At 73.2% G+C, this 16,537-nt stretch carries 15 protein-coding genes and 1 pseudogene; 9 read left to right on the top strand and 7 right to left on the bottom strand.

The genetic code is table 11. The annotated features are described in order from the left end of the window. Position 1: 1 nt before the first annotated feature. Positions 2 to 682: a S41 family peptidase gene (locus tag C569_RS30395; RefSeq protein ID WP_231394807.1), complete on the bottom strand. Its 681-nt coding sequence runs from the start codon at positions 680 to 682 to the stop codon at positions 2 to 4. Position 683: 1 nt separating this feature from the next. Between C569_RS30395 and C569_RS0115915 the strand changes: the two genes are divergently transcribed. From C569_RS0115915 to C569_RS0115895, 5 genes are all read left to right on the top strand, one after another. Next, entirely contained in the window at positions 684 to 1,034 is a 351-nt protein-coding gene (locus C569_RS0115915) for a hypothetical protein (protein ID WP_018786765.1), read from the top strand. A gap of 129 nt (positions 1,035 to 1,163) precedes the next feature. After that, the gene (locus tag C569_RS0115910) at positions 1,164 to 3,437 is read left to right on the top strand and encodes a bifunctional diguanylate cyclase/phosphodiesterase (protein WP_018786764.1); all 2,274 of its coding nucleotides are present in this window, start codon (positions 1,164 to 1,166) and stop codon (positions 3,435 to 3,437) included. A gap of 129 nt (positions 3,438 to 3,566) precedes the next feature. After that, complete coding sequence (locus tag C569_RS0115905) at positions 3,567 to 4,199, top strand: hypothetical protein (protein ID WP_018786763.1); 633 nt, start codon at positions 3,567 to 3,569, stop codon at positions 4,197 to 4,199. A 107-nt stretch (positions 4,200 to 4,306) separates the two neighbouring features. Continuing rightward, positions 4,307 to 5,065, top strand: a complete 759-nt coding sequence (locus tag C569_RS0115900; protein ID WP_018786762.1) for a MerR family transcriptional regulator — start codon at positions 4,307 to 4,309, stop codon at positions 5,063 to 5,065. Positions 5,066 to 5,100: 35 nt separating this feature from the next. Continuing rightward, positions 5,101 to 5,385 carry a putative quinol monooxygenase gene (locus C569_RS0115895; protein WP_026268218.1) on the top strand — a complete coding sequence of 95 codons (285 nt, stop codon included), beginning with the start codon at positions 5,101 to 5,103 and terminating at the stop codon, positions 5,383 to 5,385. Between the two features lie 6 nt (positions 5,386 to 5,391). Here the strand turns inward: C569_RS0115895 and C569_RS0115890 are convergent, their stop codons facing one another. Together C569_RS0115890 and C569_RS0115885 are read right to left on the bottom strand one after the other, a co-directional pair. Continuing rightward, entirely contained in the window at positions 5,392 to 6,900 is a 1,509-nt protein-coding gene (locus tag C569_RS0115890; protein WP_018786760.1) for an SLC13 family permease, read from the bottom strand. 21 nt (positions 6,901 to 6,921) lie between these two features. Beyond that, a complete protein-coding gene (locus tag C569_RS0115885) occupies positions 6,922 to 8,463 on the bottom strand; it encodes a gluconokinase (RefSeq protein ID WP_018786759.1) in 1,542 nt (513 codons plus the stop codon). Between the two features lie 263 nt (positions 8,464 to 8,726). On the opposite strand from C569_RS0115885, the gene C569_RS0115880 reads away from it, so the two are divergent. Continuing rightward, on the top strand, positions 8,727 to 9,881 hold the full coding sequence (locus tag C569_RS0115880) for a hypothetical protein (RefSeq protein WP_018786758.1): 1,155 nt from the start codon (positions 8,727 to 8,729) through the stop codon (positions 9,879 to 9,881). Between the two features lie 761 nt (positions 9,882 to 10,642). After that, on the top strand, positions 10,643 to 10,816 hold the full coding sequence (locus C569_RS34325; protein ID WP_018786757.1) for a hypothetical protein: 174 nt from the start codon (positions 10,643 to 10,645) through the stop codon (positions 10,814 to 10,816). Here the strand turns inward: C569_RS34325 and C569_RS0115870 are convergent. Next, positions 10,813 to 11,673: an AraC family transcriptional regulator gene (locus C569_RS0115870; protein ID WP_018786756.1), complete on the bottom strand. Its 861-nt coding sequence runs from the start codon at positions 11,671 to 11,673 to the stop codon at positions 10,813 to 10,815. The two genes, C569_RS34325 and C569_RS0115870, sit on opposite strands and share 4 nt — an antisense overlap. 121 nt (positions 11,674 to 11,794) lie before the next feature. Here C569_RS0115870 and yidD point away from each other — a divergent pair, with 121 nt between their 5' ends. Further along, a complete protein-coding gene (yidD, locus tag C569_RS0115865) occupies positions 11,795 to 12,166 on the top strand; it encodes a membrane protein insertion efficiency factor YidD (protein ID WP_231394806.1) in 372 nt (123 codons plus the stop codon). A gap of 110 nt (positions 12,167 to 12,276) precedes the next feature. Here yidD and C569_RS30385 read toward each other — a convergent pair. From C569_RS30385 to C569_RS30380, 3 genes and pseudogenes are all read right to left on the bottom strand, one after another. Then, positions 12,277 to 13,010: pseudogene (locus tag C569_RS30385) on the bottom strand (YqjF family protein). Positions 13,011 to 13,014: 4 nt separating this feature from the next. Continuing rightward, positions 13,015 to 13,380, bottom strand: a complete 366-nt coding sequence (locus C569_RS0115855) for a VOC family protein (RefSeq protein ID WP_018786753.1) — start codon at positions 13,378 to 13,380, stop codon at positions 13,015 to 13,017. A gap of 214 nt (positions 13,381 to 13,594) precedes the next feature. Then, positions 13,595 to 14,269, bottom strand: a complete 675-nt coding sequence (locus tag C569_RS30380) for a hypothetical protein (RefSeq protein ID WP_018786752.1) — start codon at positions 14,267 to 14,269, stop codon at positions 13,595 to 13,597. A 104-nt stretch (positions 14,270 to 14,373) separates the two neighbouring features. On the opposite strand from C569_RS30380, the gene C569_RS0115845 reads away from it, so the two are divergent. Further along, complete coding sequence (locus tag C569_RS0115845; RefSeq protein WP_018786751.1) at positions 14,374 to 16,533, top strand: MMPL family transporter; 2,160 nt, start codon at positions 14,374 to 14,376, stop codon at positions 16,531 to 16,533. Positions 16,534 to 16,537 lie beyond the last annotated feature (4 nt).

The following is a 16,537-nucleotide window of genomic DNA, read 5'->3' as shown; positions in this document are numbered from 1 at the left end:
GTCAGTTCCAGGTGCGGTGCATCCGGTGCCCGATGCGGGGGTGCGCGCCACCGCGGGTCGGCTCACCGACCACTGTGGCGCGGCCGAACTGCTGAAGGTCGTACGCCAGTTCCTCGCCGCCGGAGAACGTGGCGGGGCCGGTGAGGACGTGGACCGGCTTGTCCGGCGCGTAGCGGTGGACCGGCAGCCAGGCGGCGCTCCAGGACTGGCGGGTGGCGCCGGAGCGTTCGTGCATGGTGTGCAGGTGCGTCGGTTCGGCGAAGAACCAGCCGCAGAGCAGGGCCACGCCGTCCGGGCTGCCGCCCTCGGTGCCGCGCAGGTCGAGCAGGAGCGCGTCGGTGCCGGCGAGCAGCCGCAGCGTGGCGGTCAGCGCGTCGCCGGCCAGGTCGGGCGGGAACACGTACGGCTTGATCTCCAGCAGCCCGACGTTGCCGGGCAGCCGTTGCACCCGGGTCACGCCGCCCATGCCGAGCGCGGCGAGGCGCGCGAAGTGCTCCCCGGTCGGGTCGTCGGCCTTGTCGGACAGCGGCTGGTCGTGGTGCTTGAGCCGCAGGCGCAGGTCGCCGTTCACGGACTGGAGGTCGGTCGTGACGAGCGCGCCGAGCGTGGCGGGGTCGCCCGCCTCGGCGTACGCCCCGGCGCTCAGCCAGCTCGCTGCCCGTCTCGGCGCGGCGAAGGGCACTGTGGCCCACCACCTCGGGGTGCTGACCGAGGCCGGCATGGTCCGTCCGGCGCACAGCCGCCAGGTCCGGGGCGGCACCGAGCGCTACCACGAACGCACGTTCCGCCGGCTCGTCGGCACGGACACCGACGCGGGCGCCACGGCGGCGCTGCTGGGCGCGTACGCCGAGGAACTCGCCGGCGACCCGGACCCGCTCGTGCACCTGCGGCACCTGCGGCTCACCCCGGCCCAGGCCCAGCACCTCCGGTCCACGCTGGACGAACTGGTGGGCGAGGCCGAGGAGGCGCCGCCGGGGCAGGCACGCTACGGCGTCCTGGTCTCGCTCTACCGGCACCCGCCCGCGGTCCGCTGACCGACACTCGCGACTCTGGCGGCAGTCCCCGGCGCTGGCTAGGCTTGCGCCGTCCGTCGTCCGGTCCTCGTCGTCGAGGGTGCACGTCTGGAAGAGAGCCGGAGCGCAATCGTTGTATCCCAGCACGACGTGAGCCTCGCCGCCGCGGCACCGGCCCGTCATCCGCTCGTCGGCCGTGTCGGACTCGTCGCGGCCGCTGTCGTCGTACTCGGGGAGATGGCCTGGCTGGCCGCCCGGCTGCCCGGTGCGGCGCTGGTGAGCGACCTCGGTGCGATGGCGGTGTCGAGCTGGGCGGCGGTGCTCTGCGCCGGCGCCTCGCGACGTCAGCCGGCCGTGTTGCGCCGGTTCTGGGAACTGCTCGCCGCCACCATGGCCCTCGCCGCGCTCGGCCGTGCGGTGTGGACGGTGGAACGGCTCGGCGGGCTCGGCCTGCCTCACACCCCGCTGGTGGCGGGCCTGTTCGCCGCCGGCATCGTCACCGGCACGGGTGCGCTGCTCTGCTCCCGCACCGGCCCGCGCAGCGTGATCGGCCGGGCCCGTACCCTGCTCGACGGGGTGATCGTGGGGCTGGCCCTCATCCCGATCGGCTGGGTGGTGGTGTTCCACCGGATCACCGATGCCGACATGGCCGATCCCATGCGCACGTTCGGGCTGCTCTACCCGATGTTCGACCTGATGCAGCTCACCATCCTGGTGGCGGTCGCCGGCCCGGGCCGGCCGATGTGGCGGGCGCTCACCGTCATCGGTGCGGGCCTGGCGATCCGGTCCGGCGCGGACGCCGTCTACGTCTCCCTGGTCGCGCGCGGCGACTACGCGCCGGGCCACCCGGTCGACGTCTGCTGGCCGCTGAGCTACCTGCTGGTCGGCCTGGCGACCCGCTACCCGCCGCCGAACGACGCGGACGGGGAGGACGACGTGGTCGAATCACCGCTGCCGCCGTGGTGGCGGGTCGCGCTGCCGTACCTGCCGGTGGGGGGCGCGATCGTCGCGGTCCTGCTGTCCCGGCAGCCCAGCGGGCAGACCCCGCAGGTGGTCTTCGTCGGCATGATGGGCCTGCTCGGGGTGCTGGCGCTGCGCCAGGGCCTGGCCGCGAACGAGAACCTGCGGCTGGTCGGGCGGCTGCGCCGGCTCGCGTACTCCGACCAGCTCACCGGCCTGCCCAACCGGCTGACGTTCGTCCGGCGGCTGCGGCGGGCGTTGCGCGTGGGTGGCCCGGTCGCCGTGGTGCTGCTCGACCTGGACGGCTTCAAGCAGGTGAACGACAGGTTCGGGCACGCCGCCGGGGATCGGCTGCTGACCGCCACCGCGGAGCGCATGCAGGACGCGGTCGGCCCGGACGGGATGATCGCCCGGCTCGGCGGCGACGAGTTCGCGGTGCTCGTCGCCGGGGAGCGCCAGGTGTCACCCGAAGGGCTCGCGGTCCGGCTGCTCGCCGCCCTGGAGCCGCTGCCCGGCGAGGAGGATCTCGGCGTCCACCCGTCGGCGAGCATCGGCATCGCCGAGTACGGGCCGCAGCACACCTCCCACACCGACCTGCTCCGCGACGCCGACATCGCCATGTACGCGGCGAAGGCGGCAGGCAAGGCCGCGTACCGCACGTGCACGCCGGAACTGCGCGAGTCGGCGGTCAGCCGGGCGGAACTCATCGCCGACCTGCGCCGCGCGGTCGACGAGGGCCAGTTGCTGATGGAGTTCCAGCCCATCGTCGACCTGGACACCGGCACGGTACGCAGCGCCGAGGCGTTGGTGCGCTGGCGGCATCCCCGGCTGGGAGTGCTGACCCCGGCCCGGTTCCTGCCGCTGGCCGAGGAGACCGGGCTGATCGTCGCCATCGACAGGTGGGTCATCCACGAGGCGTGCCGGGCCGCTGCCACCTGGCGGGAGCACGCGCCGGACGTGACGGTCGCGGTGAACATCGCCGCCGCCCACCTGTGCCGGCCGGACCTGATCGCCACTGTCACCGGCGCGGTCGGCGCGGCCGGCCTGCCGCCCCGCGCGCTCACCCTGGAACTGACCGAGTCGGCGCTGATCGAGGGCAGCGAGTCGGTGCTCGACCGGCTGTCCCAGCTACGTGACCTCGGCATCCGCATCGCCATCGACGACTTCGGCACCGGGTACTCGTCGCTGAGCTACCTGCACCGCATCCCGGCCACCGAGCTGAAGATCGACAGGTCGTTCGTGTCCCGGCTGGACGCCGGCGACGCCCGCGCGTACGCCACCGTGGAGATGGTGAACCGGCTGGCCGGCGCGTTCGACCTGGCCGTGGTCGCCGAGGGCGTGGAGACGGTCGCGCAGCACGCGGCGGTCACCGCGATCGGCTGCCGGCAGGGCCAGGGCTGGCGGTACGGCCGCCCGGCCGCCCTGCCGGACCTGCTCCCCGCGTTGTCCGGCGCCGAGCGCTGACCGGCCCGGGTCCACGGGGGCCGAAGGTCCCGGCGGGGACGGGGGGTTCGACCCTGCTCGGAGCGGGTGGCCGCCGCCAGGATGGTTCTCGTCACCAAGACGAACACATCCTCCACACGGGAGCCTGATATGAAGCGACGGACGCTCGACCTGTTGTTCAGCATCGGTGGGCTGGGCCTGGCGGTCCTGCTGCTCGTCGTCGGCGTCGTCCTGACGACGAACGCCAACTTCGCCAACGACTACGTACGCGACCAGCTCGGCGCGCAGCACATCACCTTCACCCCGGCGGACGAGTTGTCCGACGAGGAGAAGCAGTCGGACTGCCTGCGCGAGTACGCCGGCCAGAAGATGACCACCGGCAAGCAGGCCGAGTGCTACGCCAACGACTACATCGGCCTGCACCTGAAGAACATGGCCGGCGGCAGGACCTACGCCGACCTGGGCGAGCCGCAGAGTGCGCTGCGCGAGCAGGTGGCCCAGGCCCAGCAGAGCAACGCCGCCAACCTGGCCGACCTGCAGAAGCAGCTCGCCGAGGTGACCGCCCAGCGGGAAACCGTGTTCAAGGGCGAGACGCTGCGCGGCCTGCTGCTCACCTCGTACGGCTTCAGCGAGTTCGGCCGCAAGGCCGAGCAGGGCGCCCTGGCCCTGTACCTCGGCGCGGGCCTGCTCCTGCTGCTCTCGGCTGCCGGCCTGGTGCACGCCTTCCGCACCCCGACTAACGCGACCTTCGCCGCCCCGGAGAAGGAGAAGGTCACCAACTGACCGCACCGGCGACGCCCCCGGCCGATCATGGTCGGGGGCGTCGTGTTTTCCGGCTTGACCCTCACGCAGCGGGAGGCGGGAGTCTTGGTCGCAGAAGGGAGGGAACCATGGCGTACACGGTGGGTCAGGTGGCGCGGGCGGCCCGGGTGACGGTCCGGACGCTGCACCACTACGACGAGATCGGGTTGCTGCGGCCCAGCGGGCGCACGTCGGCGGGCTACCGCCGCTACGACGAGGCGGACCTGGACCGGTTGCAGCTCATCCGTTACTACCGCGAGCTGGGGTTCCCGCTGGAGGAGATCGCCGAGATCCTGGACGACCCGGACGCCGACCCGGTGGCGCACCTGCGCCGGCAGCACGAGCTGCTGTCCGGGCGGATCGGGAAGCTCCAGGAGATGGTCACGGCGATCGAACACGCGATGGAGGCGAGGAAGTTGGGAATCCAGTTGACGCCGGAGGAGCGGTTCGAGGTGTTCGGAAACTTCGACCCGGACGAGCACGCCGAGGAGGCCGAGCAGCGCTGGGGCGGAACCGAGGCGTACCGGCAGTCGCAGGAGCGCGCGGGCCGCTACTCGAAGGAGGACTTGCTGCGCAACAAGGCGGAGAACGAGGACTGGGGGCGGCGGTTCGTCGCGCTCATGGACTCGGGCGCGCCCGCTGACGGCCCGGAGGCGATGGCGCTGGCCGAGGAGCACCGGCAGCTCATCACGAAGTGGTGGTACGACTGCTCGTACGAGATCCACACCGGCCTGGCGGACATGTACGTGGCGGACCCGCGGTTCACCGCTCACTACGAGACGCTGCGGCCCGGGATGGCCGCGTACCTGAACGAGGCGATCCACGCAAACGCGATCAGCCGGTCCTGATCGGGATCGGGATCGGGCGTGGCAGGATGGCCGGCATGCTCATCGTCGCCGGCACCCTCTACGTCGATCCGGCCTCGCGGGACGCCTACCTGGCGTCCTGCGAGGCCGCCGTCCGCGCGGCCCGCGCCGCGCCCGGCTGCGTCGACTTCGCGGTCAGCGCCGACCTGGTCGAGCCGGGCCGGATCAACGTCTACGAGCGGTGGGAGTCCGACGAGCAGTTGCTGGCGTTCCGGGGCTCCGGCCCGGAGGCCGAGCAGGTGACGGAGATCCTCGGCGCCGAGGTGCACAAGTTTCGCATCTCCGGCGTCGAGGCTCCCTGACCGCCGCTAGATGAACACGTCGAGCAGCAGGACGCCGAGGAAGCCGACCACGGAGATGATCGTCTCCATCACCGACCAGCTCTTGATGGTCTGCCCGACGGTCAACCCGAAGTACTCCTTCACCAGCCAGAAGCCGGCGTCGTTGACGTGGGAGAAGAACAGCGACCCGCAGCCGATGGCCAGCGCCAGCAGCGCCACCTCGGGGCCCTGGAGTGTGGCGGCTAGCGGCGCGACGATGCCGGCGGCGGTGATGGTGGCGACCGTGGCCGAGCCGGTGGCGACCCGGATGCCGACCGCTACCAGCCAGCCGAGCAGCAGCGGCGAGAGGTTCGCGCCCTCGGCGGCGTCCGCGACCAGGTTGCCCACGCCGGCGTCGACGAGCACCTGCTTGAAGCCGCCACCGGCGGCGACGATCAGCAGGATGCCGGCGATCGGCGGCAGCGAGCCGCCGAGGAAACCGGAGACCTGGGTACGGCTGAAGCCGGACCGGTAACCCAGGAAGATCATGGCGAAGATGACGCCCGCGAGCAGCGCGATGATCGGGGTGCCGACGATGTCCAGCGCCTTGCGGCCGGCGGTGCCCTCGTCGAGCGTCAGTTCACCGATCGCCCGCAACAGCATCAGCACCACCGGCAGCAGCACGGTGACCACCGCCGCCCAGAGCGCCGGGGGCCGGGTCGACCGCCGCCCGGCCGGTTCCTCGATCGCGGCGCCGGGGCGGCCGGTGCCCGGGTTGAGCAGGTCGTCCTCGGTGACCAGGTCGCCGTCGGCGTCGAGCCGGCCGTCGCCGGGCCGGGTGGGGCTGCGGTCATCGGTGTCGCGCCGGGTGGGCAGCAGCGCGGCCGGTGCGGTGGCCGGCACGTACCGGGCGATGAGGTTGCCGAAGACCGGGCCGGCGATGATCACGGTGGGGATCGCCACCAGCAGGCCCAGGGCGAGCGTCTGACCGAGGTTGGCGCCGAGCGCGTCGATCGCCACCAGCGGGCCGGGGTGCGGCGGCACCAGGCCGTGCAGCACCGACAGGCCGGCGAGTGCGGGAATGCCGATCTTCATCAGCGGCACGTCCACCCGCAGCGAGACGAGCAGCACGATCGGCACCAGCAGCACCACGCCGACCTCGAAGAACAGCGGCAGGCCGATGAGCGCGGCCACCCCGGCCATCGCCCAGGGCAGCGCGCTTCCGGAGACCCGGCCGACCACCCGTTCCACGATGCCGTCCGCCCCGCCGGACTCGGCCAGCAGGCCGCCGATCATCGCGCCGAGCGCGATCAGCAGGCCCACCCCGCCGACTGTGGAGCCGACGCCGCCGCTGAACGACGTGACGATCTTGTCGACGGGTACGGCGGCGACCACGCCGAGCACCGCCGCGCCGAGGATCAGCGCCAGGAACGGGTGCACCTTGCCCCACGCGATGAGCAGCACCACCGCGGCGATGCCCAGCAGGGCCGCGAGGACGAGCTGGGTGTCACCGGCGTTCGTCAGCGGTTCCGCTGGTGCGGCGAGCAGTGTGACCACGGCTATCACGCCCTTCGGTCGTCAGCGGGGTGGTGCGGTGGGTGGCGGTTCCGGCGGCAGGCTCGGCGCCATCCGCCGCAGGGACGCGAACGTGGGTACGAGTGCGTCGTACAGCTCGGAGAAGAGCGGGAGCAGCGCCGCGTACGTGGCGGCGGAGGCGGGATCCGGGCGGACCGTCTCCTCGATCCGGACCAGATCGGCGGCGACCTCGATCGACGGGATCAGGCCGAGCGCCTGCATGCCGAGCAGCGCGGCGCCGAAGCCGGACCCCTCGTGCCCGGCGGGGAACCGCACCGGCATGCCGAGCGCGTCCGCGAGGATCTGCCGCCACAGCGCACTACGGGCGAAACCGCCGCTGGCGCGGACCTCGCGTACCTCGTTGCCGGCCGCGCGGACCGAGGCGAGGACCAGGGCGAGCTGCTGGCAGACGCCCTCCAACGCGGCCCGGACCAGGTGCGCCCGGCCGTGGCCGTGGGTCAGCCCGACGTACGCGCCGCGGGGTAGCGCGCTCCAGTGCGGTGCCCGCTCGCTCAACAGGTACGGCAGCATGATCAGCCCGCCGGAGCCGACCGGCGCGGTGGCGGCCAGGTCGAGCAGCTCCACCTCGGCGTTCTCGCCCAGTTCGGGGGCGAGCGCGTCGTTCGCCCACTGGAGGACGATCCCGCCGTTGTTTATCGCGCCGCCGACCACCCAGCGGTCCTCGGTGAGCGCGTAGCAGAACACGCCGCCGAGCGGGTCCACGCCGGGACGTTCCACCATCACCCGCATCGCGCCGCTGGTGCCGATCGAGCAGGCCACCACGCCGGGGCGGACCGCGCCGAGCCCGAGGTTCGCCAGCGGTCCGTCACCGGCGCCCACCACGATCGGGGTGTCGACCGGCAGCCCGGTGGCCCGCGCCGCCTCGGCGGTGAGCCCCGGGAGCACGTGGGTGGTCGGTACGAGCTGGGGAAGCTGCTCCTCGGTGATGCCCGCGACGCGGAGCGCCTCGGTGTCCCAGGCCAGCCGGTGGATGTCCATCAGGCCGGTGGCGGAGGCGACCGAGTGGTCGGTGACCAGCGCCTCGGCGAGCCGCCGCAGGACGAGATCCTTGATGCCCACCCAGTGCGCGACCCGCTCGTGCAGTTTGGGTTCCTGCTCGGCGAACCAGACCAGCTTGGGCAGCGGTGCCATCGGGTGCACCGGGGTGCCGGTGCGCCGGTGCAGGGCGAGCCCGGACGGCGCGGCGCGCAGGCGCTCGGCCTGCGCGCTGGCCCGGGAGTCGGCCCAGGTGATCGACGGGGTCAGCGGGTTGCCGTCGGCGTCCAGCCCGATCAGGCTGTGCATGGCGGTGCTGAACGACAGGCCGGCGATCGGCCGGTCCAGCTCGTCCACCACTGCACGGATCACGCCGAGAACGGCCTGGTGGATGAGGTCCGGATCCTGCTCGGCCCAGCCCGGGTTCGGATCGTCCAGCGGGTAGCCGATCGAGTGGCCGGCCAGTTGCCGCCCGGTGGTGTCGAACGCGACGACCTTGGAACTGGTGGTGCCGATGTCCACTCCCACCACCACGGCCGGGTCGCCCACCGGTGCACCTCCTCGCCGCCCGGGGCCGCTCCGCCCCGCCGTTGCGGCTGACGTTACCGACGTGTCCACGGTCCCGCATGACGAAGCGGGACCGCCGCGACCCGGTGGTACGGAAGGCGAATCGACGCAGGGGTTTCCGCCGATTGTGTCGGTCAATCAGCCGATCGGTCTAATTGGTGACTTTCGCGTGTCTTGGTACCCCTGCCGCACCGTTGACATGAATGACACCCCGATTGGTGGACTCGCGCGGCGGAGGAGTCGGCGTGGCGAAGACTGATTCGACGGGTTCCACATGGCGGTACCGGTGGGCGCACCGGCAGAACGAGCGGCGTCAGCGGGCTTTCCGCGCCGCCGACGAGGCGTGGCGGCGCCGGGACGACGAACTGCGCCGCCTGCGTACCCTCGCGGTGTCCTTCCACGGCTCGGCCCAGGCGGGCGTCGGCCTGCCGATGGAGCTGGCCCCCGGAGAGGTGGTCTTCTGGACGCTCCCGGCCGCGCAACTGGTGGAGGTGCGGCACACCGCCGTGCTGCCCGCCCCCGAACTGACAGTCGAGGCCGACCCGCCCGCGCTGCGCCCGCGCCGCCCCGAGGGCGTCAAGGTGGTCGACGCCGGGCTCGCCGTGCTCACCAACCGGCGGCTGGTGCTGCTCGGCGGACGCGGCCGGCGCGACTGGGCGTACGGCCGGATGACCGGCCTGTCCCACGACCCCGGCGCGCCGGTCACCCTGATCCAGGTGCTGGACCGGCGGCGTACCTCCGGGCTGCTGCTGCCCACCGGCGCGGCGGCCGACTTCCGGTTCACGCTCACGCTGGCCTTCGCCGACGCGATCGAACAGCGCGCCGCGGTCGTGGCCGAGCTGGACGAGCTGATCGCGGAGCACACCGCGGCGCAGCCAAAACGCCCGGCCGTGCTCACCCCCGCCCAGGCCCGTGTCACCGCGCTGGTGCCGGGCGGCCGGCGGACGGTGGCGGTCGGCGCGGCGCTCGCGCTGCTCGTGCCGGCGATGCTCGTCGCGTCCAACCCGCCCACCCGGGCCGGCTCGGAACGCGCCGCCGCCGCGACCCCGGGGGCCACCGGCACGCCCGCGCCGCCGCACGTCGCGCCCGCCGTCCAGGTCCGGCCCAGCACGAGCCCCGAACCGTCCCGCGCCCGTCCGGCACCGCCGCGCGGCACGCCGCAGCCGCCGGTCGAGCGCCGCTGCGGCGCCCCGGCGAACCCCTTCGGGTACGACTTCTGCGGCGGCCAGCGCATCCGCCGGCCGGCCGCCGGGGTGTGCGACTGGTTCGACTGCGTGCCCGGGTTCTGGTCCGAGCGCGGCTGGCTGGTGCAGTGCCGCGACGGTTCGGTCAGCCGCACCGGCGGCCAGCGCGACGTGTGCGCCGGTCACGAGGGGCTGCGTCGTACCGTCTGGCGGTGAATCCGCTCGCCTCCCGTAGGGGCGCCCGGATACCGTCCGGCCGTGTCCCGCACCGTGACGCTGGTCCTGCTCGACTCCGCCGGCCGCCCGCTCGGCGCGCTGCCGCCGTTGCGCGTACCGGAGCCGTGGTGGCAGGAGGTCCACTCGATCGTCGCCGCCGTCCGGCAGCGCCACAGTCTGGAGGTCGCGGTGCTGCGGCTGCTCGACGCCGACCGCCCTGCGCCGCCGGGCGGTCACGTCCGCTACCTGGCCCAGGTCGTCGACGCGCCCGCCGTACCCCTGGAACCGGCGGCAGTGGACCTCGCGCCGCATCCGCTGCGCCAGCCGTGGGCGGAGGCGGGCGGTCCGGCCCGCAGTGTCGCCTGGGCGACCGGCGAGCTGCGCCGGCTCGGCCGCCGGGTGGCGGCGGTGGCGCAGCAGCGCACCTGGAACCTCTCCGCCATCTGGCGCCTGGATACCGACCAGGGCCCGGCGTGGCTGAAGCAGCTCCCGCCCTTCGCCCGCCACGAGCCCACAGTCCTGACCTTCCCCGTTGATCAAGGAGTTGGTGTCGGTGTCGATCTCCCTGGTGACCCGAACTCCTTGATCAACGGACCGGTGGTGCTCGCCGCCGACGGGAAGGGGCGGATGCTGCTGGCGGACGTGCCCGGGGAGGACCGGTACGGGGCCGGGGAAGGGGAGCGGGCTGCCGTCGCAGCCGAGCATCACGCGGTGCAACTGCGGGCCTGGTCGACGCGTGGGCGCGGCGGTGGCGGACCGACGTGCCCGGCAGCGATCCGCGCCGGGCCGTCGACCTGCTCCGGCCGGTCGCGCCGCTGCGGCAGGCCGCCGTGTACGCGATGTTCCTCGCCGCCATCGAGCCGGCCGAGCACCCGTACCACGCGCACGACGTGCCGGCCGCGTCGGCGCGAGCGGCGGCGGTGGCCGGACCCTAGACCCGGCGCACCGGGATCCACAGCTCCGCGTCGGCGGTGCCACCGTCCTCGGCGACCCGGACCCGCGAGATCTCCGGCCCCGGTCGGGTCTCGTACGGGTTCGACGGGAACCAGGACGTGAACACGGCCCGCCACAGGTGCTGCACCGCCACCGGGAACGCGCCGGAACTGGAGAACACCGCCCAGTCGCCGGCCTCGACGGGCAGGCTGCGCAGGTCGTCCGGCACGTCCGCGCCGGTCACCGCCGCGTACCAGTAGTCCAGCTCGGTGCCCTCGCCGCGGGAGCCGGTCAGCTCGGCGCTGACGTTGACGATCCCGTACGGCTCCTGATCGGACAGCGCCTCGATCCGGCGTACCGTGGCCGGGTCGAGGCCCCTGACGAACGCCACGATGTACGGGTTCATGCCCTCGTGCACGAGCGGCACCCGGGCCGTCAACCCGGCGAGCCGGAAGGCGTCCTTGGTCACGATCCGGTAGTCCATGCTGGTGTTCCCTTCGACGACGAGCCGGAAGGAGATCCGGGGCTGGGACCGCAGCACCGCCCCGGCCTGCCGGGCCTGCGTCGGCCCGACCCCGTGCACGGCCCGGAACGCGCGGGCGAACGCCTCGTTCGAGCCGTACCCCCACCGGACCGCCACGGCGAGCAGCGACTCCCGGCCGGCGAGCACGTCGGCGCCGGCCAGCGTCATCCGGCGACGGCGCACGTACTCCGACAGCGGCAGCCCGGCCAGCGCCGAGAACAGCCGGCCGAAGTGGTGTTCCGACACGCCCGCGATCCGGGCCAGCGCGGCCACGTCGAGCGGCTGGTCGAGCCGCTGTTCGAGGTGGTCGAGCGCCGCGTTGAGCCGATCCAGCACCCGATGTTCCTTCCTGGTGACGCCTTCGACGCTAGGTTCCCGGCCGCGCGCCGACCCGATCGCGCCGGACCCGGTCCGGTCGCCTCGTTCGACAGTGGCGCGGGTGTCGCATCATGGCGTGGTGATCTTCCGGAAGCGGCGCCACAGGACGAAGAAGAGCCGGGACTGGTGCAACTGCGACGTGCCCACCTGTGACGGGCCGGGCTGCTGCGACCTGGGCCTCTTCTCGATGCTGCTCACCCTGGGCTCGGTGACCGCCGGTGTCGTCCGGCGGCCCGCCGTGGATCGGGCCGGGCGGGCCGCCATCCTCGTCTACCGGCGCCGGCTGTCGCACCGCTGGCCGGCGACCTGCCGCTACACGCCGACGTGCAGCGCGTACGGGCTCGCCGCGGTCGAGCGGTACGGGCTGGCGGCAGGCGGTCGGATGGCCGCCGACCGGGTACGTCGATGCCGTCCCGACGTGCCGCACGGCACCCACGACCCGGTGCGCTGACGCCACCCGCCTCCGCGCGCGGACGTGCCGGCGCCACCTCGGGGAAGTGGCGGTGTTCCGGTGTGCCGGATGCCGCCACTCCAGCGACCTGGCGTCGACCGACGTGGCGGTCACCCGACCGACGTGGGGCCGCCGAAGACGACCGGGACGCCGGGGGAGTAGAGCACGCTCACCGGCGGGCAGTCCGGTGCGGGCAGACCGGCGGCGGTGACCAGCTCGTCGTCCAGGTGCAGCAGTTCGGCGTGGTGCAGCGGCCACTGTGGATGCCAGTTCGGCACGTGGAGGGTGCGGCCGTAAGCGCGGGTGTGCAGGCCCCAGCGGGCGGTGAGGAAGTGTTCGAGCGGCGTCGGCTCGGGGATCGGCGCGTCGACGCGGACCGTCATCCGGCTGGTCGCGCCGGCCGGACCAGGCCAGCGGCGGCGGCAACGGTAGGTGAGCGTGTCGCCGGCACGGTCCAGCCGCATCGAAGACCACTTGTACGGCAGGCGCAGGCTCAGTTGCGCCACCAGCACGGGCACCAGCCGGGACGCGTCGAGCGAGCGGAACACCACAGCGCGGCGCCCCGAGCCGTCGACCGAGTAGAGCCGGACGTTCGTCTCCCAGAACGTGCCGAAGTAGGGCACGCCCGGACCACGCCCGAGCCCAGCCCGACCATCTGGAACCCGATCAGCCCGACGTAGGTGAGCCCGTCGAACGTGTCCGGCCGGGTGCCGGCGGGCAGCAGCGGCGCCACCCGCTCCGGCGGGACCGCCCGGTGCAGGAACGTCAGGTCGTGCCAGCGCTGGGCCAGCCAGGCGAGGCGTATGGCGCGTACCGGGGCGTGCTCGACCGGCTCGATCTCCACGCCCTCACTCCGGACGGTGGCAGACCGCCTCGACGTTGTTGCCGTCCGGGTCGCGGACGAACGCGCCGTAGTAGCCGGCGTGGTATTCCGGCCACTCCTTCGGCGCGTGCAGCACCTCCGCGCCGGCCGCGACAGCCGCGTCGTGGAACGCCCGGACCGTGGCGCGGTCGGCGGCGGTGAACGCGATGTGCACCGGCACCGGCGTGGCGCCGGAGGGCGCGGGCTCCACCCAGAAGTCGGGCGCGTCGACGCCGTAGCCGATCGGGCCGGGCTCCATCAGCCGCCGCCCGCCCAGCGGGGCGAGGACGGCGTCGTAAAAGGCGCCGCTGGCCGCCAGATCGCGCACCGCTACGGAGAAGTGGCCGAGCACGTCGCCTCCTGTGATCGTCGTTGACCGCGCCAGGCTACGAGCCGCCTACGACACTTCCGCCTCCCGGTTTGCGTCGCGCCCGCCGCCGCCGGGCAGCCGTCGGTGACGCCAGCCGTCGTCGAGCGCCCGGGCTCGGTGCTCCAGCCTCGTTGAAGACGTAAGCCGATGAGAGCGATATGCCTCAGAGTCATAGTTATGACTCTGAGGCATATCGCTACCGCCTCCATGTATTCCCAGCGGCGGTAAGGACCGCCGGGTGGGACGCGCGTCGTCGCCGGGCGCTGTCCGCGACGATCAGCAGGCCGGGCGCGGCGCCGAGCAGCCAGATCGCACCCACCGGCCAATGGATCACCTCGCCCACCGCGCCCCGGATCACCGGCACGTCACCCACCACGTAGGACGCGTCCGGGTCGTCCGCGCGGCAGTCGAGCGTCCACGTACCCGGCGACGGCACCCGCACGGTGGCCACCCAGGCGTAGGTGGCGGCGTCGCCGCCGTAGTCACCCGGCGGGACGGAGACCGGCTCAGCCGCCCGGACCGCCGAGCCGCCGCCGGTGACGCGGCAGTCCGGGTCCGCCGGGGAGAAGCCCACCGAAAAGATCGCGTACGCCCCGCCGGCCGGCACCGTGAACCGGCCCGCCGACGTCGGGCCGACGCCGCCGTACTCGTGTGGAGGTTGCCCGATCGTGCTGTCCTCGGCGCCGAGCCGTACCGCGGTCTGCGCCAGCAGCGCGCCGATCACCACGGCGAGCCCGCCGACCAGATAGCCGCGCCGCGACGCCGGGCGGGCCCGGTGGGTCAGGTGCCCGCCCACGGCGTACCCGATCAGCGCGCCGGCCTCCGCGAGCGTCGCGCCGGCGAGCAGTGCCCGCCCCCAGCGGGCCGCCATCGGGCGCCTCCCGGATCATCGACGGAAGTCCGCGAGGCGTCCGAAAGGGATTGCTCACACAGCGTAGGATCACGTGCGACACAGCCGAACACACGGGGGAAACGATGTTCGAGCGCCTGGGCAGATTCGTCGTGGGCAAGGCCTGGTGGGTGATCGGCGGCTGGGTCGTCGCCGCGATCGCGATCATCGCCGCCAGCCCTTCGCTGAGCGACATCACCTCCGCGGACCAGGAGAGCTTCCTGCCGCGCTCCTACGAATCGGTGCAGGCCACCGAGCTGGCCGAGAAGTCGTTCCCGCAGGCGGCCACCGCCACCGCCACGATCGTGGTCAAACGCAGCGACGGCAAGCCGCTGACCCCGGCCGACGAGGCGCGCGTGGGGCAGCTCGCCGCCGTGCTCAAGGCCCGCAACATCCCGCAGACCACCGGCTACCTGACCGGCCCGCAGGCGGTCGCGCCGGACAAGTCGGTGCAGATCGTCTCCGTCGGCCTGGACGCCGACACCCCGGACGACCCGAAGCTGCTCGACGCCGTCCGCGACCTGCGCGCCGGCCTCGCCGCGGACCTGGCCGGCAGCGGCCTGACCGCCGGGGTGGCGGGCGACGTGGCGAGCTTCGTCGACAACGAGGACACGTTCAACGAGGCGTTCGCCGTCGTCGGTGTCGCCACCATCGTCCTCATCATCGGGCTGATCCTGATTATCTTCCGCAGCCCGATCGCCGCGCTGCTGCCGGTGGTGGTCATCAGCGTGGTCATGTCCGTCACCACCGGGCTGGTCGCCGCCGCAGGCAAGGCGTTCGACCTCAACGTCAGCCAGGACCTGCAGACCATCCTGCTGATCGTGCTGTTCGGCATCGGCACCGACTACATCCTGTTCCTGCTGTTCCGCTACCGGGAGCGACTGCGCGCGGGCGACGACAAGCGCACCGCCATGATCGTCTCGGTACAGCGGGTCGGCGAGGTCATCACCTCGGCCGCCGGTGCGGTCATCGTGGCGTTCCTGGTGCTGCTGCTCGCCTCGCTCGGCTTCTTCGGCTCGCTCGGCCCGGCGCTCGCCATCGCCGTCGGCGTCATGCTCGTCACCTCGCTTACTTTGATCCCGGCGCTCGTGTCCCTGCTCGGCCGGTGGGTCTTCTGGCCGTCGAAGGCGTGGCAGCGCCCGCCCAAGGCGACGCTGTCCCGGCGGCTCGGCGTCGTCGTCGGCCGCCGTCCGGCCGTCGTGGCCGCGGCATCCGGCGCGCTGCTCGTCGCGCTCGCCGCCGGGGTGCTCGGCTACAAGGCCGACTACGACTTCAGCGCCGGCTTCCCGCAGGACACCGAGTCGGCGCGGGCCGCACAGGATCTCCAGCGCGGCTTCGCCGCCGGTGCGCTCGCGCCCACCGAGGTCTACCTGACCACCGGCAACGGCACTCCGCTCACCGACCAGCAGGTGAACGACTTCGCCGCCGCGTCGGCGCGGGCACCCGGTGTCGGGCAGGCGCAGCCGCCGGAGCGCAGCGCGACCGACCCGAGCGTCGCCCGGATCAACCTGCTGCTGGACGAGAACCCGATGTCCAACGAGGCGATCATGCTGGTCCGCGACGACCTGCGGGACGCGCTGCACGAGGCCGCTCCGCCGGGCACCAAGGCTCTGGTCGGCGGCGCCACGGCGATCTTCGCGGACATCAACTCGGCCAACAACCGGGACCTGTCGGTGATCCTTCCGGTCGCCGCCGCCCTGATCGCGCTCATCCTCGCGCTGTTGCTGCGCAGCCTCGTCGCACCGGTCTACCTGGTGATCGCGGTGCTGCTGAACTTCGCCGCCACGCTCGGCGCCACCGTCTACGTGTTCCAGGGGCTCCAGGGCAACCCGGGCGTGACGTTCCAGTTGCCGATCATCCTCTACCTGTTCGTGGTGGCGATCGGCACCGACTACAACATCCTGATGATCGCCCGGCTACGCGAGGAGGCGCGCGAGGGTCACGAGCCGCACCGGGCCGCCGCGATCGGCGTCGAACACGCCGGCCCGACAGTCGCCGCCGCCGGGCTGATCCTGGCCGGCACGTTCGGGGTGCTGATGCTCGCGCCGATCTCGTTCCTCCAGCAGATGGGCTTCGCGGTGGCGATCGGGATCGTGCTGTCCGCGTTCGTCATGTCGATGTTCTTCGTACCGGCGCTGACCGGCCTGATCGGCCACACGGCCTGGTGGCCGGGGCACGGCGACGAACGGCGCAACGGCGAGGGCCGGCACGCGGCTCCGGAGCCGGTGGGCGAGGCGCAGATCTGACCGG

Origin of the sequence: Micromonospora sp. CNB394 (genome assembly GCF_000374985.1) — a bacterium.
Lineage (GTDB): Bacteria > Actinomycetota > Actinomycetes > Mycobacteriales > Micromonosporaceae > Micromonospora > Micromonospora marina.
Note: the sequence above shows the minus strand (reverse complement) of the source record. Positions and strands in the feature narration are given on the sequence as shown.